The following is a 16,458-nucleotide window of genomic DNA, read 5'->3' on the forward strand; positions in this document are numbered from 1 at the left end:
TCGACCACGGGCCGCGCTCGCTCCCTGAAATGTTCGGGAGGAGGAGCGCTCGCGCAACCGTTCGCAGCCTAGCAGCGGCCCGCTCCCCCGCCTGCGGACTGCGACCTTCCGTTCCATGCGCTTCGTTGCCTAGCCCGCCACCAAATCCACTACGTACGTACTTCACAAGCCCTGCCAGGTAGCAGCGGGTCGTAGCCAGTCACAGCCGGTTCGAGCTGGTACGAAATGCCGGCTCCAGCGTGTAATTCAGGATTCTTAGAGTGCGTGCAAATAGGCGCTTTGTGATCTTCTGTTCTCGGCGCGGACGACCGCCGGCCTCCCGCGCGGATTCCGTACGGGCGAGACAACGTCCGATCAGTCCCGCCGGCGTGCGGATGTCGCTTCGCAATCCATGAATCTGTTTTGATGTATTTTGCGAATCATGAGTGCGAACGCCCAGGCCAGGGAGACGCTGCCGCCGCTGCTGTTCCAGCTCGCCGGGCATCGGTTGCGCTGGCGGCTCTTAAACGAGCTCGCGCACAGCGACCGTCAGGTGCGCGAGCTGAGCGCCTCGCTAGGGGAGCCGCAGAGCCTTGTCTCCTACCACCTGCGCCGGTTGCGGGCCGCCGAAATCGTCTCGGCGCGCCGCAGCTCGCAGGACGGTCGCGACGCCTACTACAGACTCGACCTCGATCGCTGCGGCGAGCTCCTCAGCCGGTCCGGCGCAGCGCTACACCCCGGTCTGCGGTTCACGCGCTCGACCCTCGAGAACGAACACAGACGACGGACGCCACGCGTGCTGTTTCTTTGTACCGGTAACAGCACCCGTTCTCAGATCGCGGAAGCGTTGCTGCGGCAGCTTTCCGGCAACACGGTCGAGGCAGTCAGCGCCGGCAGCAACCCGAAACCGCTGCACGCGAACGCGGTGCGGGCGATGAGCGAGCGCGGTCTCGACCTCTCCGATCATCGCCCCAAGCACCTGAACACGTTCACCCGCAGACGGTTCGACTACGTGATCAGCCTCTGTGACCGCGTGCGCGAGGTCTGCCCCGAGTTCCCCGGCGCGCCGCAGACGATCCACTGGAGCATTGCCGACCCCGCCGCGGAGCCCGGCAGCGAGACCGAGACCTACGCCGCCTTCGAGCGCACCGCGGCCGAACTGGAGACCCGCATCCGCTACCTGCTCAACCGCATCAACGACCAAGCAACCAAGCAACCAAGGAGGTGACCTGAGCATGAACCAAGGAATCGTCAGCGTCCGCTACATGGTCGACGACATCGAACGGGCGGTCGACTTCTACACCGGCCAGTTCGGCTTCCAACTCGGCCACAACGCCTCACCCGCGTTCGCTGAGGTCACCCGCGGCAATCTCCGGCTGCTACTCGCCGGCCCCAAGAGCTCGGCCGGACGACCTATGCCAGACGGACGCCAACCCCAACCAGGCGGCTGGAACCGCATCCACTTCATCGTCGACGACATCGCCGCCGAGGTCGAGCGGCTCCGCTCCGCCGGCGTCAGCTTCCGCAACGAGATCATCAGCGGACCCGGCGGCCAGCAGACCGTGCTCGACGACCCCTCCGGCAACCCGATCGAGCTCTTCCAACCGGCGCAGCAATGACGCCCGAGTGGCGGTACGAACCGTGAGCATCTTCGGACGGGCCGCACGCGTGAGACCGAATCCGAAAGTAAGGAGGTCGGAACAATGCCGTCGAAGGTAGAGCCGGTTCCCGAGGGGTATGCGACCGTCGCTCCGTGGATCGTCACGCGGGACACCGCGAGAGAGTATGGAGCGTTTATGGAGCCTAGCGGTCGCAACCGGTGGCAACTGGTCGCAAGTCGGGAGGCGCCGAAAACGGCTCAAACGAGCAAAAACCGTTGCCGTGGGTTGCAACCGGTTGCCGCGACCCCAAAATGGTAAGGAGGGGGTCGACGGTTCGAGTCCGTCAGAGGGCTCTGAAGAAGACGCTGCATACGAGCCGGTTTCGTTTGCTGGATAGACGACGGATTGGACGCTCGACGTCCACCAAACGTCCACCAAGCGCGGCACCGATCACTCAGAAGCGCTCCGCGGCGCGTTTCTGACTGCTTTCCGGCTGCCCGTGGCGACGTCCACCGAGCGTCCACGCGGCGGTTGCAGCGTCCGAGGCCGCAAGCGAGTCGAGGAGAGCGGCCGCGTGCTCGCGTCCGTCGCGCGCGAGGTGGCCGTAGTGGCGGTCGATCATCGTCAGGCTTGAGCCCATGAAGCGGGAGAGGTCGAAGGTGGAGATGCCGGCTCGCAAGGCGAAGGTCGCGAACGTGTGGCGCAGGTCGTACGGTCGCCGCAGCGGCTCGATCCCAGCGGCGCGCTGGGCGGGTCTCCAGGCGCGGCGCCGGAAGTTGTCAGGTCGAGATAGCCGCCGCGCGGCGCTGGAAAGAGCAGCGATGTCTCGCGTCTGGCCGGCAACCGGTCGAGAGCCTGCAACGCGATCGCCTGCAGCGGCACCGCGCGCGTGCTCCGCCGAGTCTTCGTGCGCTGCAGCCTTCCGTGTGCGAAGGCCCTGCGCACGTAGACGACCCGCGCGTCGCGGTCGAGATCGCGATGTTCGAGGGCGATCCATTCGCCAGGACGTAAACCAGTGGCGGCGGCGAAGACGATCATCGGCCCGCAGACGGAACCGATCTGCTCGGCGAGCGCGTCGATCTCCGCCCATGACTCGAACGGGCGCTTCTCCGGGTGCTGTCGGCGCGGATTGTCGACGCCCGTCCTGGCCGGATTCGAGTCGATGATCCTCCAGGCGACCGCCCGGTTCAGCACCTGGCGCCGCGCCTGGGTCGCCTCGAAGCGATGCCCCTCCGGCAGCGTCGTCCGCCAAGCGCCGATTTCATCAGATCGCAGATCGACGATGCGGCGGTCGCCGAACGCGCACGTCGCCTTCGCTAGCAACCAGCGCAGCTTCGCGATCGTGCGCGGTGCCGCCTCATGCTGCGCGAGGTACTCGTCGACGAGCTCGCTCAACGTGATCTGCGCGACCCGCCCGTTGCGAAGGTGGAGCCGCTCGAGCGCGATCTTCAGCGCTTGCAACGCCCCGCTTTGATTCGCGAACCCGCCCACCTGCGGCCTTGCGGAGCCACGACCGTCGACGCGATAGCGGTACGCCCACAGCGGCTTGCCATCCGCGCCTCTCGTCTTCAGCTTGATCACCTGTCCGTGCTGCGTGATCACCGGCTCCTCCTCTTGCTCGATCCCCGAGAAACAGAGTCGCCGACTCGTAAGGAGCTCAGCCGCGTGCGCGGATCCCGCGCACTCCTTCCGATGACCCTTCTTCCGGCAGAAAGGGGGTCGGCGAGTCGACTCCGCGCGCGGGCATTGGGAAGAGGCCGGACACGAGACCCACGCCGGTCTGGGAAGCGGGCGCGCGCCTTGAGCAGGCGCGGCGGCCGAACTTCCCCGCACTCAAGCAAAGGCCGACGCTCAGAGGCGTCGTCGGGCCGAAAGGCATCAATTTGCGATGTGCGATTCAACGGCACGTACATATGTCCTCTTGACACGGTACCATGACTTCAATTATTGTGGACGTGACATGAGCACGACACGGCCCTACGAGAGTCCGCTCCGGGCGGAGCAGATGGAGCAGACTCGGCTGCGCATCCTCCGGGCAGTGACGGAGGTGCTGGCTGATCCGGCGACGGAGGAGGTGACGATTCCGCTGGTCGCTCGCCGTGCCCGGGTCTCGTTGCGGACCGTCTACCGCCACTTCCCGACGAGAGAGGCGCTCTTCGACGCCTGGGCCGAGTGGGTAGACGAGAGCTTGCAGATCCACCTCCACTCGTACCCGGAGCGGGCCGACCGTCTGCCCGAGTTCGTGCGCGAGCTCTACCGCGCGTACGACGAGAGCGGGCCGCTCGTGAAGGCGATGCTCAACTCGCAGGCGCCCCGCATCGTTAGGGAGCGCACCCGGCGCAGGAGGCAGCGGCAGTTCGAGCGGGCGATGAGCGAGCTGACGGACGGTCTCGAACCGAAGGAGCGGCTGCGCGCGCTCGGAGTCGTCTACCTGCTCGTCAGCGCCCCTGCCTGGCAGGCGATGCGCGACCAGTGGGGGCTCGACGGCGAGGAGGCGGGAAAGGCTGCCGCCTGGGCCGTGCGTGTCCTGGCCAATGAACTTCGCCGGAATCCGGCGAGCATCAAGGAGGATGATGACGATGACCCTCGTCGCTGAACAGACCTTCGCGCCGCCGAGGCCGGGTGTCTGGTTTCTCGACCCGACGCACTTCACGCGGCCCGCGACGCGCTTCCACGCAGAGCTCTTCCCTGAGCAGATGATCGCCGGCTTCAGCGAGGGCCTGCGGCGCTATGGCTCGTTACTCGAGTACCTGGACCTCGCCTTCGTCAACGGCTTCTTCTACTACTGCCCCCGGCCGGTTGCCGCCCCACAGGAAGCGGTTGGCCATCCGCCCCGCGAGGTATGGGAGGAGCTCGCAGCGAACCATCCCGACATCCGAGCGCGGCTGGAGACGAGCGCGACCGTGTTCGAGCGCAAGCCCTGGCGCGAGGAGCTCGAGCGCTGGGACCGCGAGGTGAAACCGACCGCGATCCGCGACCATCTGGAGCTGCTGGCGGTCGAGCCGACGGCGCTGGGCACTGAGGATCTGCTCGCCTACCTCGACCGCTGCCGCGAGAACCAGAAGCGCGGCGCGTACATCCACCACCTCTTCAACATGCCCGCGCTGGCGCCGATCGGGGACTTCCTCGTGCACGCGCGCGAGTGGACGGGGCGGCCCGGGGCGGAGCTGCTGAGCCTGCTCCAAGGCGCGAACCCGGACCCCCTCGGCGCCGACCGCGAGCTGGAGCGGCTGCTCGACGCAGTGCGGGAGGACTCGGCGGCGGTAGCCGTTCTCGACTCCGCCGGCGAGCCGGGAGAAGTGCTCGCCGCACTGCGCTCGCTCCCCGGCGAGGCCGGCGATGCGGCCTGCGCGTACATCGATCGGGTCGGATACCGGCCGGTAAACGGCGAGGACATTGGCGAGCCGTGCGTGATCGAGTTGCCCGAGCTCATCGTGGGTGCGATTCGTTCCGGGCTCGAGTCGGCGGAGTCGCCCCCAACCGACGACGGGGTCGCGAGACGGACGACGGAGATCCGCGACACCGTCCCCGGAGAGCAGCGCGCGGCGTTCGACGAGCTACTCGAGGAAGCGAAGCTGACGTACCGGCTCCGCGACGAGAGAGGCACGTACGCCGACCTATGGGCGATCGGGATCATGCGGCGAGCGATCCTGGCGGCGGGCCGGCGACTCGCGGCGCAGGGCGTGATCGACGAGCCTTCGCATCTCGTCGAGGCGGACTACGCGGAGCTGCGGGCGCTCGTTGGCTCCGGCACGGGGGCGTCCGGCGAAGAGCTCGCCGAGCGAGCGCGGTACCGCCTGGAGGCGCGCTACACGGACGCGCCGCCGATCATCGGCGGGGACCCGGGCGAGCCGCTTCCGCCCGATTGGCTGCCGCCCGCGGCGGCACGGCTCGAGCGTGCGCTCGGGGCGGTCGTGCAGGAGATCTTCGTGGCGCCTCCGCCCCAAACCGAGGCGCGGAAGGTCCGCGGCCTCGGTGTCAGCCTTGGAGTGTACGAGGGCACGGCCCGCGTCATTCGCGGTACGAGCGAGTTCAATCGCATCGAGCCTGGCGACGTGCTCGTGACCAATTCGACGACGACGGCATTCAACATCGTGCTGCCGCTCCTCGGCGCGATCGTGACCGACCGCGGCGGTCTGCTCTCGCACGCGGCGATCGTCGCGCGCGAGTACGGAATCCCGGGCGTGGTGGGCTGCACGGACGCGACCAGGGTGCTGCCGGACGGCGCGCTCGTGCGCGTGGACGGAGCTGGAGGCGAGGTCGAGGTCGTCGCGTGAGGCTTGCGCCCCTCGAGGAGAGCCTCGACGCCGAGCTTTACGGTGGCAAGGCAGCGCAGCTCGCGGTGGCCGTCGGAGCCGGCCTCCCGGTTCCACCGGGGGTCGCGCTCTCGCGCTCTCGCGTGCAGGCGATCGCGGCCGGTGCTCCGGCCGCGATCGCCGAGCTCGAGCGCACGTGGCCGCTCCTCCACGCTCCGCTCGCCGTCCGCTCGTCGGCCGTCGGCGAGGACTCCGAGGGCGCGAGTTTCGCCGGCCAGCACCTCACCCGTCTCAACGTTCGCTCGCTTGCGGGCGTGACCGAGGCGGTGCGGGCGGTCCGGCGCTCTGCCCATTCGGAGTCGGCCCTGGCCTACCGGCGCCGGCTCGGTCTTGCCGGAAGTCCCCGCATTGCTGTCGTCGTCCAGGAGCTCGTCGATGCCGATTGCGCCGGCGTCCTCTTCACTCGGAGCCCGCTCGACGGCGCGGACGAGCTCGTGGTCGAGGCGGCCTGGGGACTGGGCGAGGCGGTCGTGGCCGGGCTTGTCACACCGGATCGCTTCCGGGTCGCGAAAGACGGCACCGTTCTCGAGCGGGTTGCCGGTGCGAAGGATCTCGCCATCAGGCTCGCGCTCGATGGGGGGACGGAAGAGGTCGCGATCTCGGGCGAACGCGTTCGAGCGCTCTGCCTCGACGACAGTCAGCTCGCGGCACTGGCTCAGCTCGCCGAGCGCTGCGGCGGAGTGTTCTCGGGCGCCCTCGACCTTGAATGGGCACTCAGAGGCGACGAGCTCCACTTGCTTCAGTGCCGGGCGGTGACCCGCGCCGCCTCGCTCGCGTCCTGAGGAACCGATGCGCTTCCTGTTCGCGACCTGGGACGGGGGCGGGAACGTTCTGCCCACGCTCGCAATCGCACGACAGCTCCGATTGCGCGGGCATTCCGTTCGAGTGCTCGGCCCGCGATCGCTACGGCTTCAGGTCGACGAAGCGGGCTGCGCGTTCGCCGTCTACGCCCACGTCCCGAACCGTGTTGCCTCCCCGGGCGGAGCGCCAGTGCTCGGGCGGGCACGCGCCGCCCTCCTCAGCTTGGAGCTCGCCCGCGCCGCCCCCACACGTGCCTTCGCCGGGGACGTTCTCTTAGAGCTCGAACGGGCCCCCGCGGACGCCCTCGTCGTCGACTTCATGCTCGCCGGTGCTATTGCAGCAGGCGAGCACGCCGGCGTCCCGACGGCGGCGCTGATGCACACAGCCTTCTGCCTGCCGGCCTCTTCGCGAGCGCCGTTCGGGCCGGCCCTCGAGCCCGCCGCCGGACCGGCCGGACGTCTGCGCGACGCCGCTATCAGCGCACTCGCCCGCCGCCTCAACAGGCGCTCGCTCCACGATCTCAACCAGACGAGGGCACGGATCGGGCTGACCCCGGTCGCGTCTGCGTCTGACCAACTCCTCAGCGTCAGACGACTGCTCGTCCTCACGACCACCGCGTTCGACCCTCCACCGGCTTCGCTGCCCTCGAACGTGCGCTACATCGGGCCGCAACTGGACGGCTCATGGAAGCGCGAGCCGCTGGATCTCCGAACCGCAACGGGCGGCTCCGAACCTCTCGTCGTCGTCAGCTTCAGCAGCCGATTCGCCGCCCAGGACGTCGTCCAGCGCGTCCTCGACGCGCTCGAGGTGCTGCCGGTCCGCGTCCTACTTACCCTCGGTCCGGTCCTCGCGCCTGACAACCTCCGCGTACCCGCAAGCGCGGCCCTCCACCGCTTCATTCCGCATGAAAGAGTGCTACCCGGCGCCCGGCTCGTCGTCACCCATGCCGGCCTCGGCACCGTAATGGCGGCTCTCGCCCACGGCGTCCCCCTACTCTGCATCCCGCTGAAGAACGACCAGTTCGAAAACGCCGCGCGCGTGGTTGCCGCCGGAGCCGGCCGCAGGCTGGGCGGTCGCGCACGACGTTCCTCGCTGAAGCGGGCGATCGTGCAGCTCCTGAACGACCCCCGTTTCAGAGAGGGCGCAGGGCGCATGGCCGAAGCCATCGCTGTGCACGAGGGCCGAGCCGTCCAGGAGCTCGAGGCGCTCTCAGCCCCCGATCAACGCCCTGCAGAGCCGTTGGGTTCGCCGACGAAGGTCGGCGGGCCCCGTCGGGCGCGGTCGTGAGATCGCAGTGCGTGAGCGCCCCGGCGAGGAGTGCTCGCGAGTGGGCACGGCTGATGAGCGTTGCCTAGTTCGGCATCAGCCCGCGGACACAAAACGGACACATCAGAAACGACACGCGCGACGCCTCGCGACGCATCTTCAACGCCTCGCTCGGCTCGATTTGCAGGGAAAACTGTGTCGCGAGTGATCGCGCGTGCACGCGCGTGACGCTCCGAAACCTCCATGGTAAGGAGGGGGTCGACGGTTCGAGTCCGTCAGAGGGCTCTGCAAAATCCCAGTAAATCGGCGCTATTTCCTTCGGATCGACTTGCACGACCTCCAACGTGCATCAGGTATGGAGCCGTTTATGGAGCTTTCAGATCGAGCACGCGCCGGATCGCGGTAGAAAGCCGCACCAAGATCCGTTCTCGAGTTCGACTCTCGAGGCTCCGTTCATCCGCTTCTCGACGGTCGCGTCTCCTTCGTCCGGCGACGACCGCAGAGCCTCGCCTGCGTCGAGTCAGGCGGCCTCCGCCCCGCGGGATGCGTCGCAGCCGACGGGGCAGCGCGCGCCCTCCGGCAGCTCTGAAGTGTGGAACCACCACTCGCCGCCAAGCGCAAACGGGAACACGGTCAGCCGACGCGCAAGACCCGGCGGCGTGAGCAGCGCGAGCGCCTGGAGGAAGCCGCCCCAGAACGAGACGACCGAGATCGTCGGGATGAAGTCATCGGGATCCAGTGGTGGGAGCGGGTCTGGGTGGGCGCAGCCTGCGCATGGCTGGCTGGGCTGATGTGTCGTCAGCACGGCGGACTCGTTGTCAGTTGCGCCGATGTAGAGGTGTGCTGGCCACTCCTGTTGGACCCACCAGCGCGCTTCGATGCGGTCGACACCGACCATCACGTGCTCGGCGAGGGGCAGAATCGCTTCTCGCGTCTCGGCGGTGAACAGCGCCTCGACGCCGGTGATCGTGACGTCGTTGGTGGTTCCTTCGGCGAGCACGTCGATCTTCAGGCGAGTGTCGTCACTCGCCCGGAGCTGCGTGTAGCGGTTGAGGTTGGTGAGGTCGGCCGGCTCGCGCTCGATGACGCGTACCCCGGCGGTGACCTGTGGGAGCCAGAGCAGGGTGTGGAGGAGGCTGTTGGTGACGGCGCCACCGCTGATCGCGTCGATGCAACCGAATCGGTGCGCGCCCACCTCGATGTCCGGAAAGAGCACGCGCAGGTCGATCTCGACCGGCGGCCCGGCCGGCGGGCGCGGTCTCGTGGTCATCCTGCGGCCGGTTGCCGATTCGATCTGCGGCAGCGCCCCCTGTAGCGCGATCGCGGCGGCTGCGGCGGCGGCGGCCATCGCGCCGAGCGGACAATCGGAGCTGATCCGGGTCGGTTCGCGGCTACCGCTGATCGTGAGTCGGCAGGAAAGCTCGTCTGCCTCGACGACGATCGCATCGGTGGCGCTGGTCGTGTCGCCAAAGGCGAGAGTGACGTGCGAGTGGACCGCCTCTGTGCTGGCGATCGTGTCGGGGATGAGGTCGGAGCCGAGCTCGAGCAGCGCGGCCGCGAGCGTTGGGCGACGCAGCGGCTGCACGATGGTGACGAGCGGAACATCCGCGACGAGCAGCTCGATCCCGATCCCCATCCGCGCGACCAGCTGGAAGGTGGTAACGACTGCGGCCTGTCCAGCTCGCGTCGCGACGTTGGCAGAGTCGGCGACGAGCCGCACTCGCGTGGCGCGCAGTCCGTCGCTGATCTTCGCCTCGTCCGCTTCGCCATCGAAGAAGACGTGGTTGAGGAGCCGCGCCGTGCGCGAGCCGGCGAGGACGTGGGTCATGCTTGCTCCTCGATCGTGCTCGCCGGGTCGAGCGGGTGCCAGGCGCCGGTCTCGTCGCGGATCGTCAGGTAGCTGCCGCCGAGGCTAACGGGGCCGGTCGCGAAGCGTGGCAGGACAAGCGAGAGGTATCCGGGCGTGTGGATCAGCGCGAGGGAGTCGTCGCGAGAGGAGTGGTAGGCGGCGCCGGGATGGGTGTGGACTTGGCAGCGGACCGCGCGCTTGCGTTCGGCGAGGTCGAGCCAAAGCTCACCGATCCAGACGGGATCGATGTCGTAGTGCACGGCCGAGGCGGTATGGCGGGGGAGGATCACCTCGTCGGCGTAGCCGGGGCGCTCGAGCGCGCCCGTCCACACGACGACGCACTCCTCGCGGCCGGCACCGCAGCGGCGGAGGCGCTCGAACGACTGTCCGAGCACCTCCTGGGCGATCGTCAGCATCGCCGTTAGCGTCCGCCGCCAGCCTGGCGCGGGCGGAGGATCAGCGTCGTGTCCGGCTGCACACCCGCGTCCTCGAGGCTCACGTTGCGGTTCACCTCGGTCGTGTTGTCGGGCAGGTACAGCGTGAGCGCCTCGCGCTCCGACTCCGGCACGTGGAACTCGTGGAACGCGTGCTGGTACAACGCCTGCGCCGCTTGGTGCGGGTTGTAGTCGAAGTCGAGGGTGGTGCCGTTGTAGGTGATCTTCACCTGCTGCTTCTTCTTGGTGGGGGAAGAGGTTGCGGCCAAGCTGAGTACTCCTTGTCCGGGCGGAGACGGATCCCCGCTGGGGTCGATGTCGCCCCCGCCCACTACACTTGCGGCCATGAACTGCCTCGTTGCTCGCCACCTCCTTCGTGAAGCAGCCCTGACCTGTTATCATTGACGTAATGGATTGGGCCAACTCATCATAGCAGTGGTGGTCGACGTGGCGACACGCGGCCCTGCTATCCCCAGTGCCTAGCGAGATCACCCAGCAGATCGGCGCGCGCGTCCGCAGCGCCCGCGTCGAGTCCGGCCTGTCGCAGGCGGACGTGGCGCGCGCACTGGAGCTTTCGCAGGCGGCGATCTCGCAACTCGAAGCCGGCAGGCGGTCACCGCGGGTCGACGAGCTCGCGATTCTGAGCGATCTCTTCGCCCGCGATATCGAGTACTTCCTGACCCCGATGCGGACCGGCGGCGATACCGTCGGCATGACCTTCCGCGCGGCGACGGCAGAGCTGCCGCTCCCCGAGCTCCAACGCGCGGTGATGCGCTTCATCGATGAGATCGAACGGCAGCCGCAACCCGAGCCGAAGACCGTCGTGCGCTCCTCGTCGCCCGAGAGTGCAGCCCGAGAGGCGCGCAAGCGAACGAGTCAGGAGTCGATCCCCGTCAACGTGAAAGCGATCGCCCGCCGGCTCGGTGTCGGACTCTTCTTCTCGCCACTCCCCGATGCGCTCTCGGCTTTCCTGCTTCGCGCCGACGGGCGCGCCGTGATCGGCGTCAACTCAAACCAACACCCGGTGCGGCAACGCTTCTCCGCCGCCCATGAACTCGGCCACTTCGTGCTTGCCCACTCCGACGGAAGCATGTTCGATTACGCTGTCCCGACAACCTCCGATGGCGAACCCCCGGGCTACGACCCACAGAACGAACGCGAAGCAAACAACTTCGCCGCCGAGCTCCTGATGCCGGAGAAGCACCTGATCGAAGAAGCCGCCGACTATTCACTCGCCCGGCTCGCGAAGCGCTACGAGGTCAGCCAAGAGGCGATGAGCTTTCGACTTCTCAACCTTGGCCTGCGCCAACCGGAGCCGGCGACCTGCCGCTAGCCGAATCGAGCGGTGGCCCCGGCGTGCGCAAAACTCCGTCTGGACACACGAACACACGTTCGCTAGTCTGGCTGTGTGTCTTCCGAGCTGTCCGTTAGCCTCTCCGCGAGCCTGATGCCGCTTGACCTCCGCTCAGCTGATGCCATGCTCGCCTTACAAAGCATGCCGCGGATCGGCCCCGCAACGGCGCTCAAGGCAGCAATCCGCTCGGGTTGGTCCGACCCGCCCGTCGACACAGCTCAGCTTGAGCTAGCACGCGAACGAACACGCGAGCTTCTCCACGAGTACGGGCAGGCCGGCATCTCGGTCCTCACCTACTTCGACGACGCCTACCCGCCGCTGCTGCGCCAGATTCCCGACCCGCCGCCCGTTCTCTACGTTCGCGGCGACCTCGGGCCGGTCAGCGACCCGCGCGCAGTCGCGGTCGTCGGCACCCGCGAACCAACTCAGTTCGGCACCAGCGCCGCCCAGCAACTGACCGAAGCGCTCAGCGACGCGGGTTGGGTGATCGTCAGCGGCCTCGCCAAGGGCATAGATGCGCTCGCTCATCAAACCGCAGTCGCGGCCGGCGGCCGCACCGTTGCGATCCTCGGCTGCGGCCTCGACCGCGTCTACCCGCGCGAGAACACCGCGCTCGCAAACGCGATCCTCGCCTCCGGCGGCGCCCTCGTCAGCGAGCTGCCCTTCGGCGCGCCACCGATCGCGCGCAACCTGATCCAGCGCGACCGCCTCCAAAGCGGCATGTCGGGTGCGGTCGTGATCGCGCAGACCGGGACCAAAGGCGGCACTCTGCACACTGCGCGCTTCGCCGCCGAACAGCGCCGGCAGATCTTCTGTCCCGAGCCGCGGAACGAGAACGGAAAGAGCGAAGGCCTGCGGGTGCTGCTCGAGCGACCGGCCGCCGATCTATACGAGCTCTTGCCGGCCTGGAAGACCGCTACCAAGCTGTGCGCCCAGCTCGGACCGCGGCCGCTCGCTCGTCCCGTCCGCCGCGACGAGATCGGCGACTTCCTCAACGAGGTCGAAGTCGCAGCCACCTCGGCGACTGCCGATGACCAGGAGTCCCTGGTCATTCCCGGCCTCACCGCCTAGCCTAGCCCGCGTCGCGCTTGTACGAACAGCCCGTGCGGAAGTAGTTCGGGCAGCCGAGAAACGGGCGGCCGTCGCTGCCACGACGGTAGACGCGTAGAACCCCCTCTCCGCACTCCGGGCAGACCTCCGGCAGGGGATCTTGCGTCAACGTCAACCCGACAACGACGACCTCGCCCGTGCCCGCCGCGCGCAACGCGTCACGGCAGGCTTCCGCCTGGCCGCCGCTCGTGATCACGTCGTCGATCAGCAGCACCCGCTGGAGGTTGACGTCGTGCGCGCGGAAGCGGTCGCGATTCGCGACGCGACGCGCATCGTGGTTCAGCTGCTTGTAGTTCGGCACGTCGAACAGCATCTCGAGGTTCCCTCCGCCGTCCTCGGCCCCGAAGTGCGGCGCCAGCTCGGCGCGGACGACCGCGAACCGGTCGTAGACGGCACCGGGCTTCGGCGGCACCGAACAGACCCGATCGAACCCCTCCCAAGCGGGATTCGCGCCGAGGCCGGCCAGCAGCTCCGCCACCCGCGCCGCGCCGGCAGGGTCCTCCTTCGCAGTCAGGACGAGCGTGCTCAGCGGTGATGAGAGATGACGCGAGTCGCTTGTTTGGAAGTAGCGCCCGCAGGCGAAGACGCCGTCTTCGACCGCGGCGAGTGTCCCCCAGTGCCACGCGACCGGGCTCCCCGCGAGCGCCGCCTCGGCGAACAGGACCAGCTTCTCGCCCTCTGCCAGCTCGAGCAGCCGCCTCGGCTCGGAGATTGCGACCTCGGGCCACCAGCGGCGCCAGCTCTGCGGGGCACGTGTCGACCAGCAGACACCGACCGCGATCGCGCCCGCCGAGACGGCGGCGGCGACATCCGTGTCGAGGTCACCGACGTGCGCGCAGCGGGCGATCGCGACGCCCAGCTGCTCGGCGAGTGCGAGCAGCCCGGCCGGATCGGGCTTCGCCGCGTACCCATCCGAGCCCGTCACCAGGCCGTCGTGGACGATCCCGAAATGCTCCAAAAGTGCCTCCGCGTAGTGCCTCGGACTCGCGGTCAGCACGCCGACGCGGATCCCCTCCTCCCGCAGCCGCAGCGGCACATCGATCACCTCCACGTCGGCCTCCGGCAAGCGGTAGGGCTGCACCTCGTCAAGGCGGCGCATCACCTCGCTCCAGCGCTGCTGCTGTCGAGCCTCGCGGAGCGCGCTCGTATCCAGCAGCGTCTCGTCGAGGTCGAAGATCACTGCGTCGATCTCCATCGGCGCTAGGTTACGGGGCCCCCGGCAGGAACCCGGAGTGACGGTTCTACTTGCGGCCTGGGCTGGGCGCCGACCACCGGCCGCTCTACCATCCGAAACAATGGGGTGCTCGAGGACGGGCGCCGGACGAGGAGGAGCGATGGACGAGCAGATCCGCCCGGAGGACGTGGTGCTGCTGATCGCCGCCGGCGCGACCGGCCCCTTCGAGTTCGATCCGATTCGACTCATGAAAGGTGCCTTCCTCGTCTCGCAGCGCGGCCCAAGCGAATGGCGCAGCTACTTCGACTTCAGCCCCTACAGCTACGGCCCATTCGACTCCGGCGTCTACGTGCTCCGCGACCAGCTGCTCACGCGCGGCCTGCTCCGCGCCGAGCAGCATGGCCGCTACGAGAGCTACACGCTCAGCGAAGCCGGCAAAGCACGCGTTGCCGAACTCCATGACGCGTTGCCAAAGCAGACGCGCGACTGGGTCAGCTCGATCGGCTCGTACGTCACCTCGAAGTCATTCTCGCGGTTGCTGCGCGAGATTTACGCTGCGTTCCCTGAGTACGCCACTCGCTCGGTCGTCCGCTAGCGCGAGATGACACTTGTCGTCGGCTTCGTCGCCCAGGCCTGCGGCGTCATGGGCGCCGACAGCCAAGCAACCGAAGCCGACGGAACCCGCACACAGGTCGAGAAGATCTGGGACGACCAGGGGCTCCTGTTCGGCTACACGGGCTCGTGGGCGGTGCGCGACCTCGTCGCCCGCGCGATCTCGCGTCGGCTGGCACAGGACGGCTTCGACCCGCACATGGAGCGCGAAGGCGTGCGCCACCTGCTCTGCCAGACCGTGCGGCCGGTGCTCATGTCCGTCTACGCGAACTACGTCCCGAATGACATCGCCGAAGCTAAACGAAAGCTCGGTGGGCGGCTCCTCGCGATGGGATCCGACAGCGACGGCTACTGGCTGCTCGAGATCGACGAGGACAACACAGGCAGCTGGTACACCGATCGCGGCTTCCACGCCATCGGGTCCGGGTCTCCCGCAGCGCAGGTCGCGATCGGGCTCCTCCAGAACTACAACCCGCAGCGGCTCTCGCTCGAGCAGCTGCAGATGCTCGCCTTCCGAACGCTCGGTGTCAGCATCACTGTCCTTGCCCAGCACCTCAGCGGCCCAATGCGGCTCTGGAACTCGGACCAGAGCGGGAGGTTTGTTCAGCTAACGGACACCGACCTTGCGGACGCGGAGCGGCGCGTTGAGCTGTGGCTCGCACTCGAACGCGAAAGCCTCGACGAAGCCTCTACACCGCCGGTCGGCGAAACGCTCCCCGAGCCCGTCGACGAATCGGCGCCGCGTAAGAAGCACCGGCGCCGTCAGACGCGGTGACAGCTTCCCTCGGCGAGCACCGACACGGCTTGGGCAGCGCGGGCCGGCCCGACACGGCGGCGCAGCTGCGCGGCGTTGAACACCTCATCGGCGCGCTCATGATTGGGCGACCACCCGCGGCCTCCGCGAGAGCCGCCGCCCGGTCGAGCGTCGCCGCATCTGCGGAGCCGGCCACGGCGATCCAGCGCACCATGACCTCCAGCCGAGCACTTCCAACGGAGCTCCGGCTCATCCGCACGCCGCTCGCGCAGCTCGGGGCGATGGCGCGGCCCTTGTCCACAACCAAAAGCACCCGTGAGCTCGCGTTGGGACGGGGACAGGCAGCGCAACCGAAGCGGCGGCGCCCAAACACGGTCACCCCCCTGTCGCGTGTCGAAGCATTGGATCAGCCGCGGATCGCTGACCGGATAAGGACAAGAAAGCCCCACTCCGCCATCGTCCGTCCAGCGGCGACGCTTGCCCGCTCCCAGGCGACCGCCTCCCTGACCGCTCCTTGCTCGATCGCGGTCCGTGGCGCCACGGTGACCGCTCGTGGGTACAGGCGGACCGGAACCGATGCCAGGAATTTCGCGGCGACGACCGTCGCAGCTGGCCTCGCGAGGCTCCGCAAGTATGCGCTCGACGGCGCGTCGAGAGCGACCTCGACCCTGGCCTCGAGCGCGGCGGCGTTGAGAGCGGCCGCAGCCTCAGCTCCATCGAATCCCGAAGCGGTTGCGTCATCGAGAAGGAGCCGTCGTTCGAGCAGCAAGGGGTATGCCCGCTCAGGCGCGACTCGTGTCGCGACGCATTCAGAAGTGAATAGCTCGCCGTCGGCGCTGCCAAGCGCGACGACGACGGGCTCACGACGTTCTCCCGGCCGGAGCGAGGCGCGATCGGATTCGTTGACAACGGCCATCTCCATTCATTATTGAATTCGGATCGGATGGGTAACTCCTGTAACGTCCTTGGCTCGCTTCCATCCATCCATTCAAAAATGCATGCCCCCGGAGATATGCTGAGCAGCCTCGCAGCCCGCATTAGGGAGCTGCGTGCGGCCCGCGAGCTCTCGCAAGAGGACGTCGCCGCCCACGTGGGCGTGTCACAAGCAAAGTGGTCGCGGATCGAGCGCACCGGCAAGTTGTCAGTCGACGAGCTAGTGGTTTGACCGCCAACGTTCGCCGGTTTCGATAGAGGGTCCTCTACACCAG

17 protein-coding genes are annotated in these 16,458 nt (G+C 68.1%); 10 read left to right on the forward strand and 7 right to left on the reverse strand.

The genetic code is table 11. The features are described 5' to 3' along the window. Positions 1-421 precede the first annotated feature (421 nt). Both WEB06_19470 and WEB06_19475 read left to right on the forward strand, forming a co-directional pair. Positions 422-1,207, forward strand: coding sequence for an ArsR family transcriptional regulator (locus WEB06_19470; GenBank protein ID MEX2557796.1), 786 nt, complete (start codon positions 422-424; stop codon positions 1,205-1,207). A gap of 7 nt (positions 1,208-1,214) precedes the next feature. Beyond that, complete coding sequence (locus WEB06_19475; GenBank protein MEX2557797.1) at positions 1,215-1,598, forward strand: VOC family protein; 384 nt, start codon at positions 1,215-1,217, stop codon at positions 1,596-1,598. A gap of 436 nt (positions 1,599-2,034) precedes the next feature. Here WEB06_19475 and WEB06_19480 read toward each other — a convergent pair whose 3' ends face one another. Next, a complete protein-coding gene (locus WEB06_19480; protein MEX2557798.1) occupies positions 2,035-2,202 on the reverse strand; it encodes a hypothetical protein in 168 nt (55 codons plus the stop codon). A 2-nt stretch (positions 2,203-2,204) separates the two neighbouring features. Then, complete coding sequence (locus WEB06_19485; GenBank protein MEX2557799.1) at positions 2,205-3,182, reverse strand: site-specific integrase; 978 nt, start codon at positions 3,180-3,182, stop codon at positions 2,205-2,207. A gap of 358 nt (positions 3,183-3,540) precedes the next feature. Here WEB06_19485 and WEB06_19490 point away from each other — a divergent pair, with 358 nt between their 5' ends. Genes WEB06_19490 through WEB06_19505 form a run of 4 tightly spaced genes read left to right on the forward strand, consistent with a single transcriptional unit; the run spans position 3,541 to position 7,984 of the window. Continuing rightward, on the forward strand, positions 3,541-4,176 hold the full coding sequence (locus WEB06_19490; protein MEX2557800.1) for a TetR/AcrR family transcriptional regulator: 636 nt from the start codon (positions 3,541-3,543) through the stop codon (positions 4,174-4,176). After that, the gene (locus WEB06_19495; protein MEX2557801.1) at positions 4,160-5,857 is read left to right on the forward strand and encodes a PEP-utilizing enzyme; all 1,698 of its coding nucleotides are present in this window, start codon (positions 4,160-4,162) and stop codon (positions 5,855-5,857) included. Before WEB06_19490 ends, WEB06_19495 begins: the two co-directional genes overlap by 17 nt. Next, the gene (locus tag WEB06_19500) at positions 5,854-6,678 is read left to right on the forward strand and encodes a PEP/pyruvate-binding domain-containing protein (protein ID MEX2557802.1); all 825 of its coding nucleotides are present in this window, start codon (positions 5,854-5,856) and stop codon (positions 6,676-6,678) included. The genes WEB06_19495 and WEB06_19500 overlap by 4 nt, the downstream gene beginning before the upstream one ends. A gap of 7 nt (positions 6,679-6,685) precedes the next feature. After that, positions 6,686-7,984: a nucleotide disphospho-sugar-binding domain-containing protein gene (locus WEB06_19505; GenBank protein MEX2557803.1), complete on the forward strand. Its 1,299-nt coding sequence runs from the start codon at positions 6,686-6,688 to the stop codon at positions 7,982-7,984. Between the two features lie 499 nt (positions 7,985-8,483). Here the strand turns inward: WEB06_19505 and WEB06_19510 are convergent, their stop codons facing one another. From WEB06_19510 to WEB06_19520, 3 genes are read right to left on the reverse strand one after another with little or no spacing between them, the layout of a single operon-like run. Continuing rightward, positions 8,484-9,791 (reverse strand): hypothetical protein, encoded by a 1,308-nt coding sequence (locus WEB06_19510; GenBank protein MEX2557804.1) that lies wholly within the window; start codon positions 9,789-9,791, stop codon positions 8,484-8,486. Continuing rightward, positions 9,788-10,228 carry a hypothetical protein gene (locus WEB06_19515; GenBank protein ID MEX2557805.1) on the reverse strand — a complete coding sequence of 147 codons (441 nt, stop codon included), beginning with the start codon at positions 10,226-10,228 and terminating at the stop codon, positions 9,788-9,790. Before WEB06_19515 ends, WEB06_19510 begins: the two co-directional genes overlap by 4 nt. A 5-nt stretch (positions 10,229-10,233) precedes the next feature. After that, complete coding sequence (locus WEB06_19520; protein ID MEX2557806.1) at positions 10,234-10,515, reverse strand: hypothetical protein; 282 nt, start codon at positions 10,513-10,515, stop codon at positions 10,234-10,236. Between the two features lie 206 nt (positions 10,516-10,721). Between WEB06_19520 and WEB06_19525 the strand changes: the two genes are divergently transcribed. Both WEB06_19525 and dprA read left to right on the forward strand, forming a co-directional pair. Continuing rightward, complete coding sequence (locus tag WEB06_19525) at positions 10,722-11,579, forward strand: XRE family transcriptional regulator (GenBank protein MEX2557807.1); 858 nt, start codon at positions 10,722-10,724, stop codon at positions 11,577-11,579. 162 nt (positions 11,580-11,741) lie between these two features. After that, the gene (dprA, locus tag WEB06_19530) at positions 11,742-12,671 is read left to right on the forward strand and encodes a DNA-processing protein DprA (protein ID MEX2557808.1); all 930 of its coding nucleotides are present in this window, start codon (positions 11,742-11,744) and stop codon (positions 12,669-12,671) included. Between the two features lies 1 nt (position 12,672). Here the strand turns inward: dprA and WEB06_19535 are convergent, their stop codons facing one another. After that, positions 12,673-13,905: an HAD-IA family hydrolase gene (locus WEB06_19535; GenBank protein MEX2557809.1), complete on the reverse strand. Its 1,233-nt coding sequence runs from the start codon at positions 13,903-13,905 to the stop codon at positions 12,673-12,675. Positions 13,906-14,044: 139 nt separating this feature from the next. Between WEB06_19535 and WEB06_19540 the strand changes: the two genes are divergently transcribed. Both WEB06_19540 and WEB06_19545 read left to right on the forward strand, forming a co-directional pair. Then, positions 14,045-14,479: a hypothetical protein gene (locus WEB06_19540; protein MEX2557810.1), complete on the forward strand. Its 435-nt coding sequence runs from the start codon at positions 14,045-14,047 to the stop codon at positions 14,477-14,479. A gap of 6 nt (positions 14,480-14,485) precedes the next feature. Next, positions 14,486-15,271, forward strand: a complete 786-nt coding sequence (locus WEB06_19545; protein ID MEX2557811.1) for a hypothetical protein — start codon at positions 14,486-14,488, stop codon at positions 15,269-15,271. Positions 15,272-15,656: 385 nt separating this feature from the next. Here WEB06_19545 and WEB06_19550 read toward each other — a convergent pair whose 3' ends face one another. After that, on the reverse strand, positions 15,657-16,166 hold the full coding sequence (locus WEB06_19550; protein ID MEX2557812.1) for a hypothetical protein: 510 nt from the start codon (positions 16,164-16,166) through the stop codon (positions 15,657-15,659). Between the last annotated feature and the right edge of the window lie 292 nt (positions 16,167-16,458).

It is taken from the genome of Actinomycetota bacterium (assembly GCA_040905475.1).
Lineage (GTDB): Bacteria > Actinomycetota > AC-67 > AC-67 > AC-67 > DATFGK01.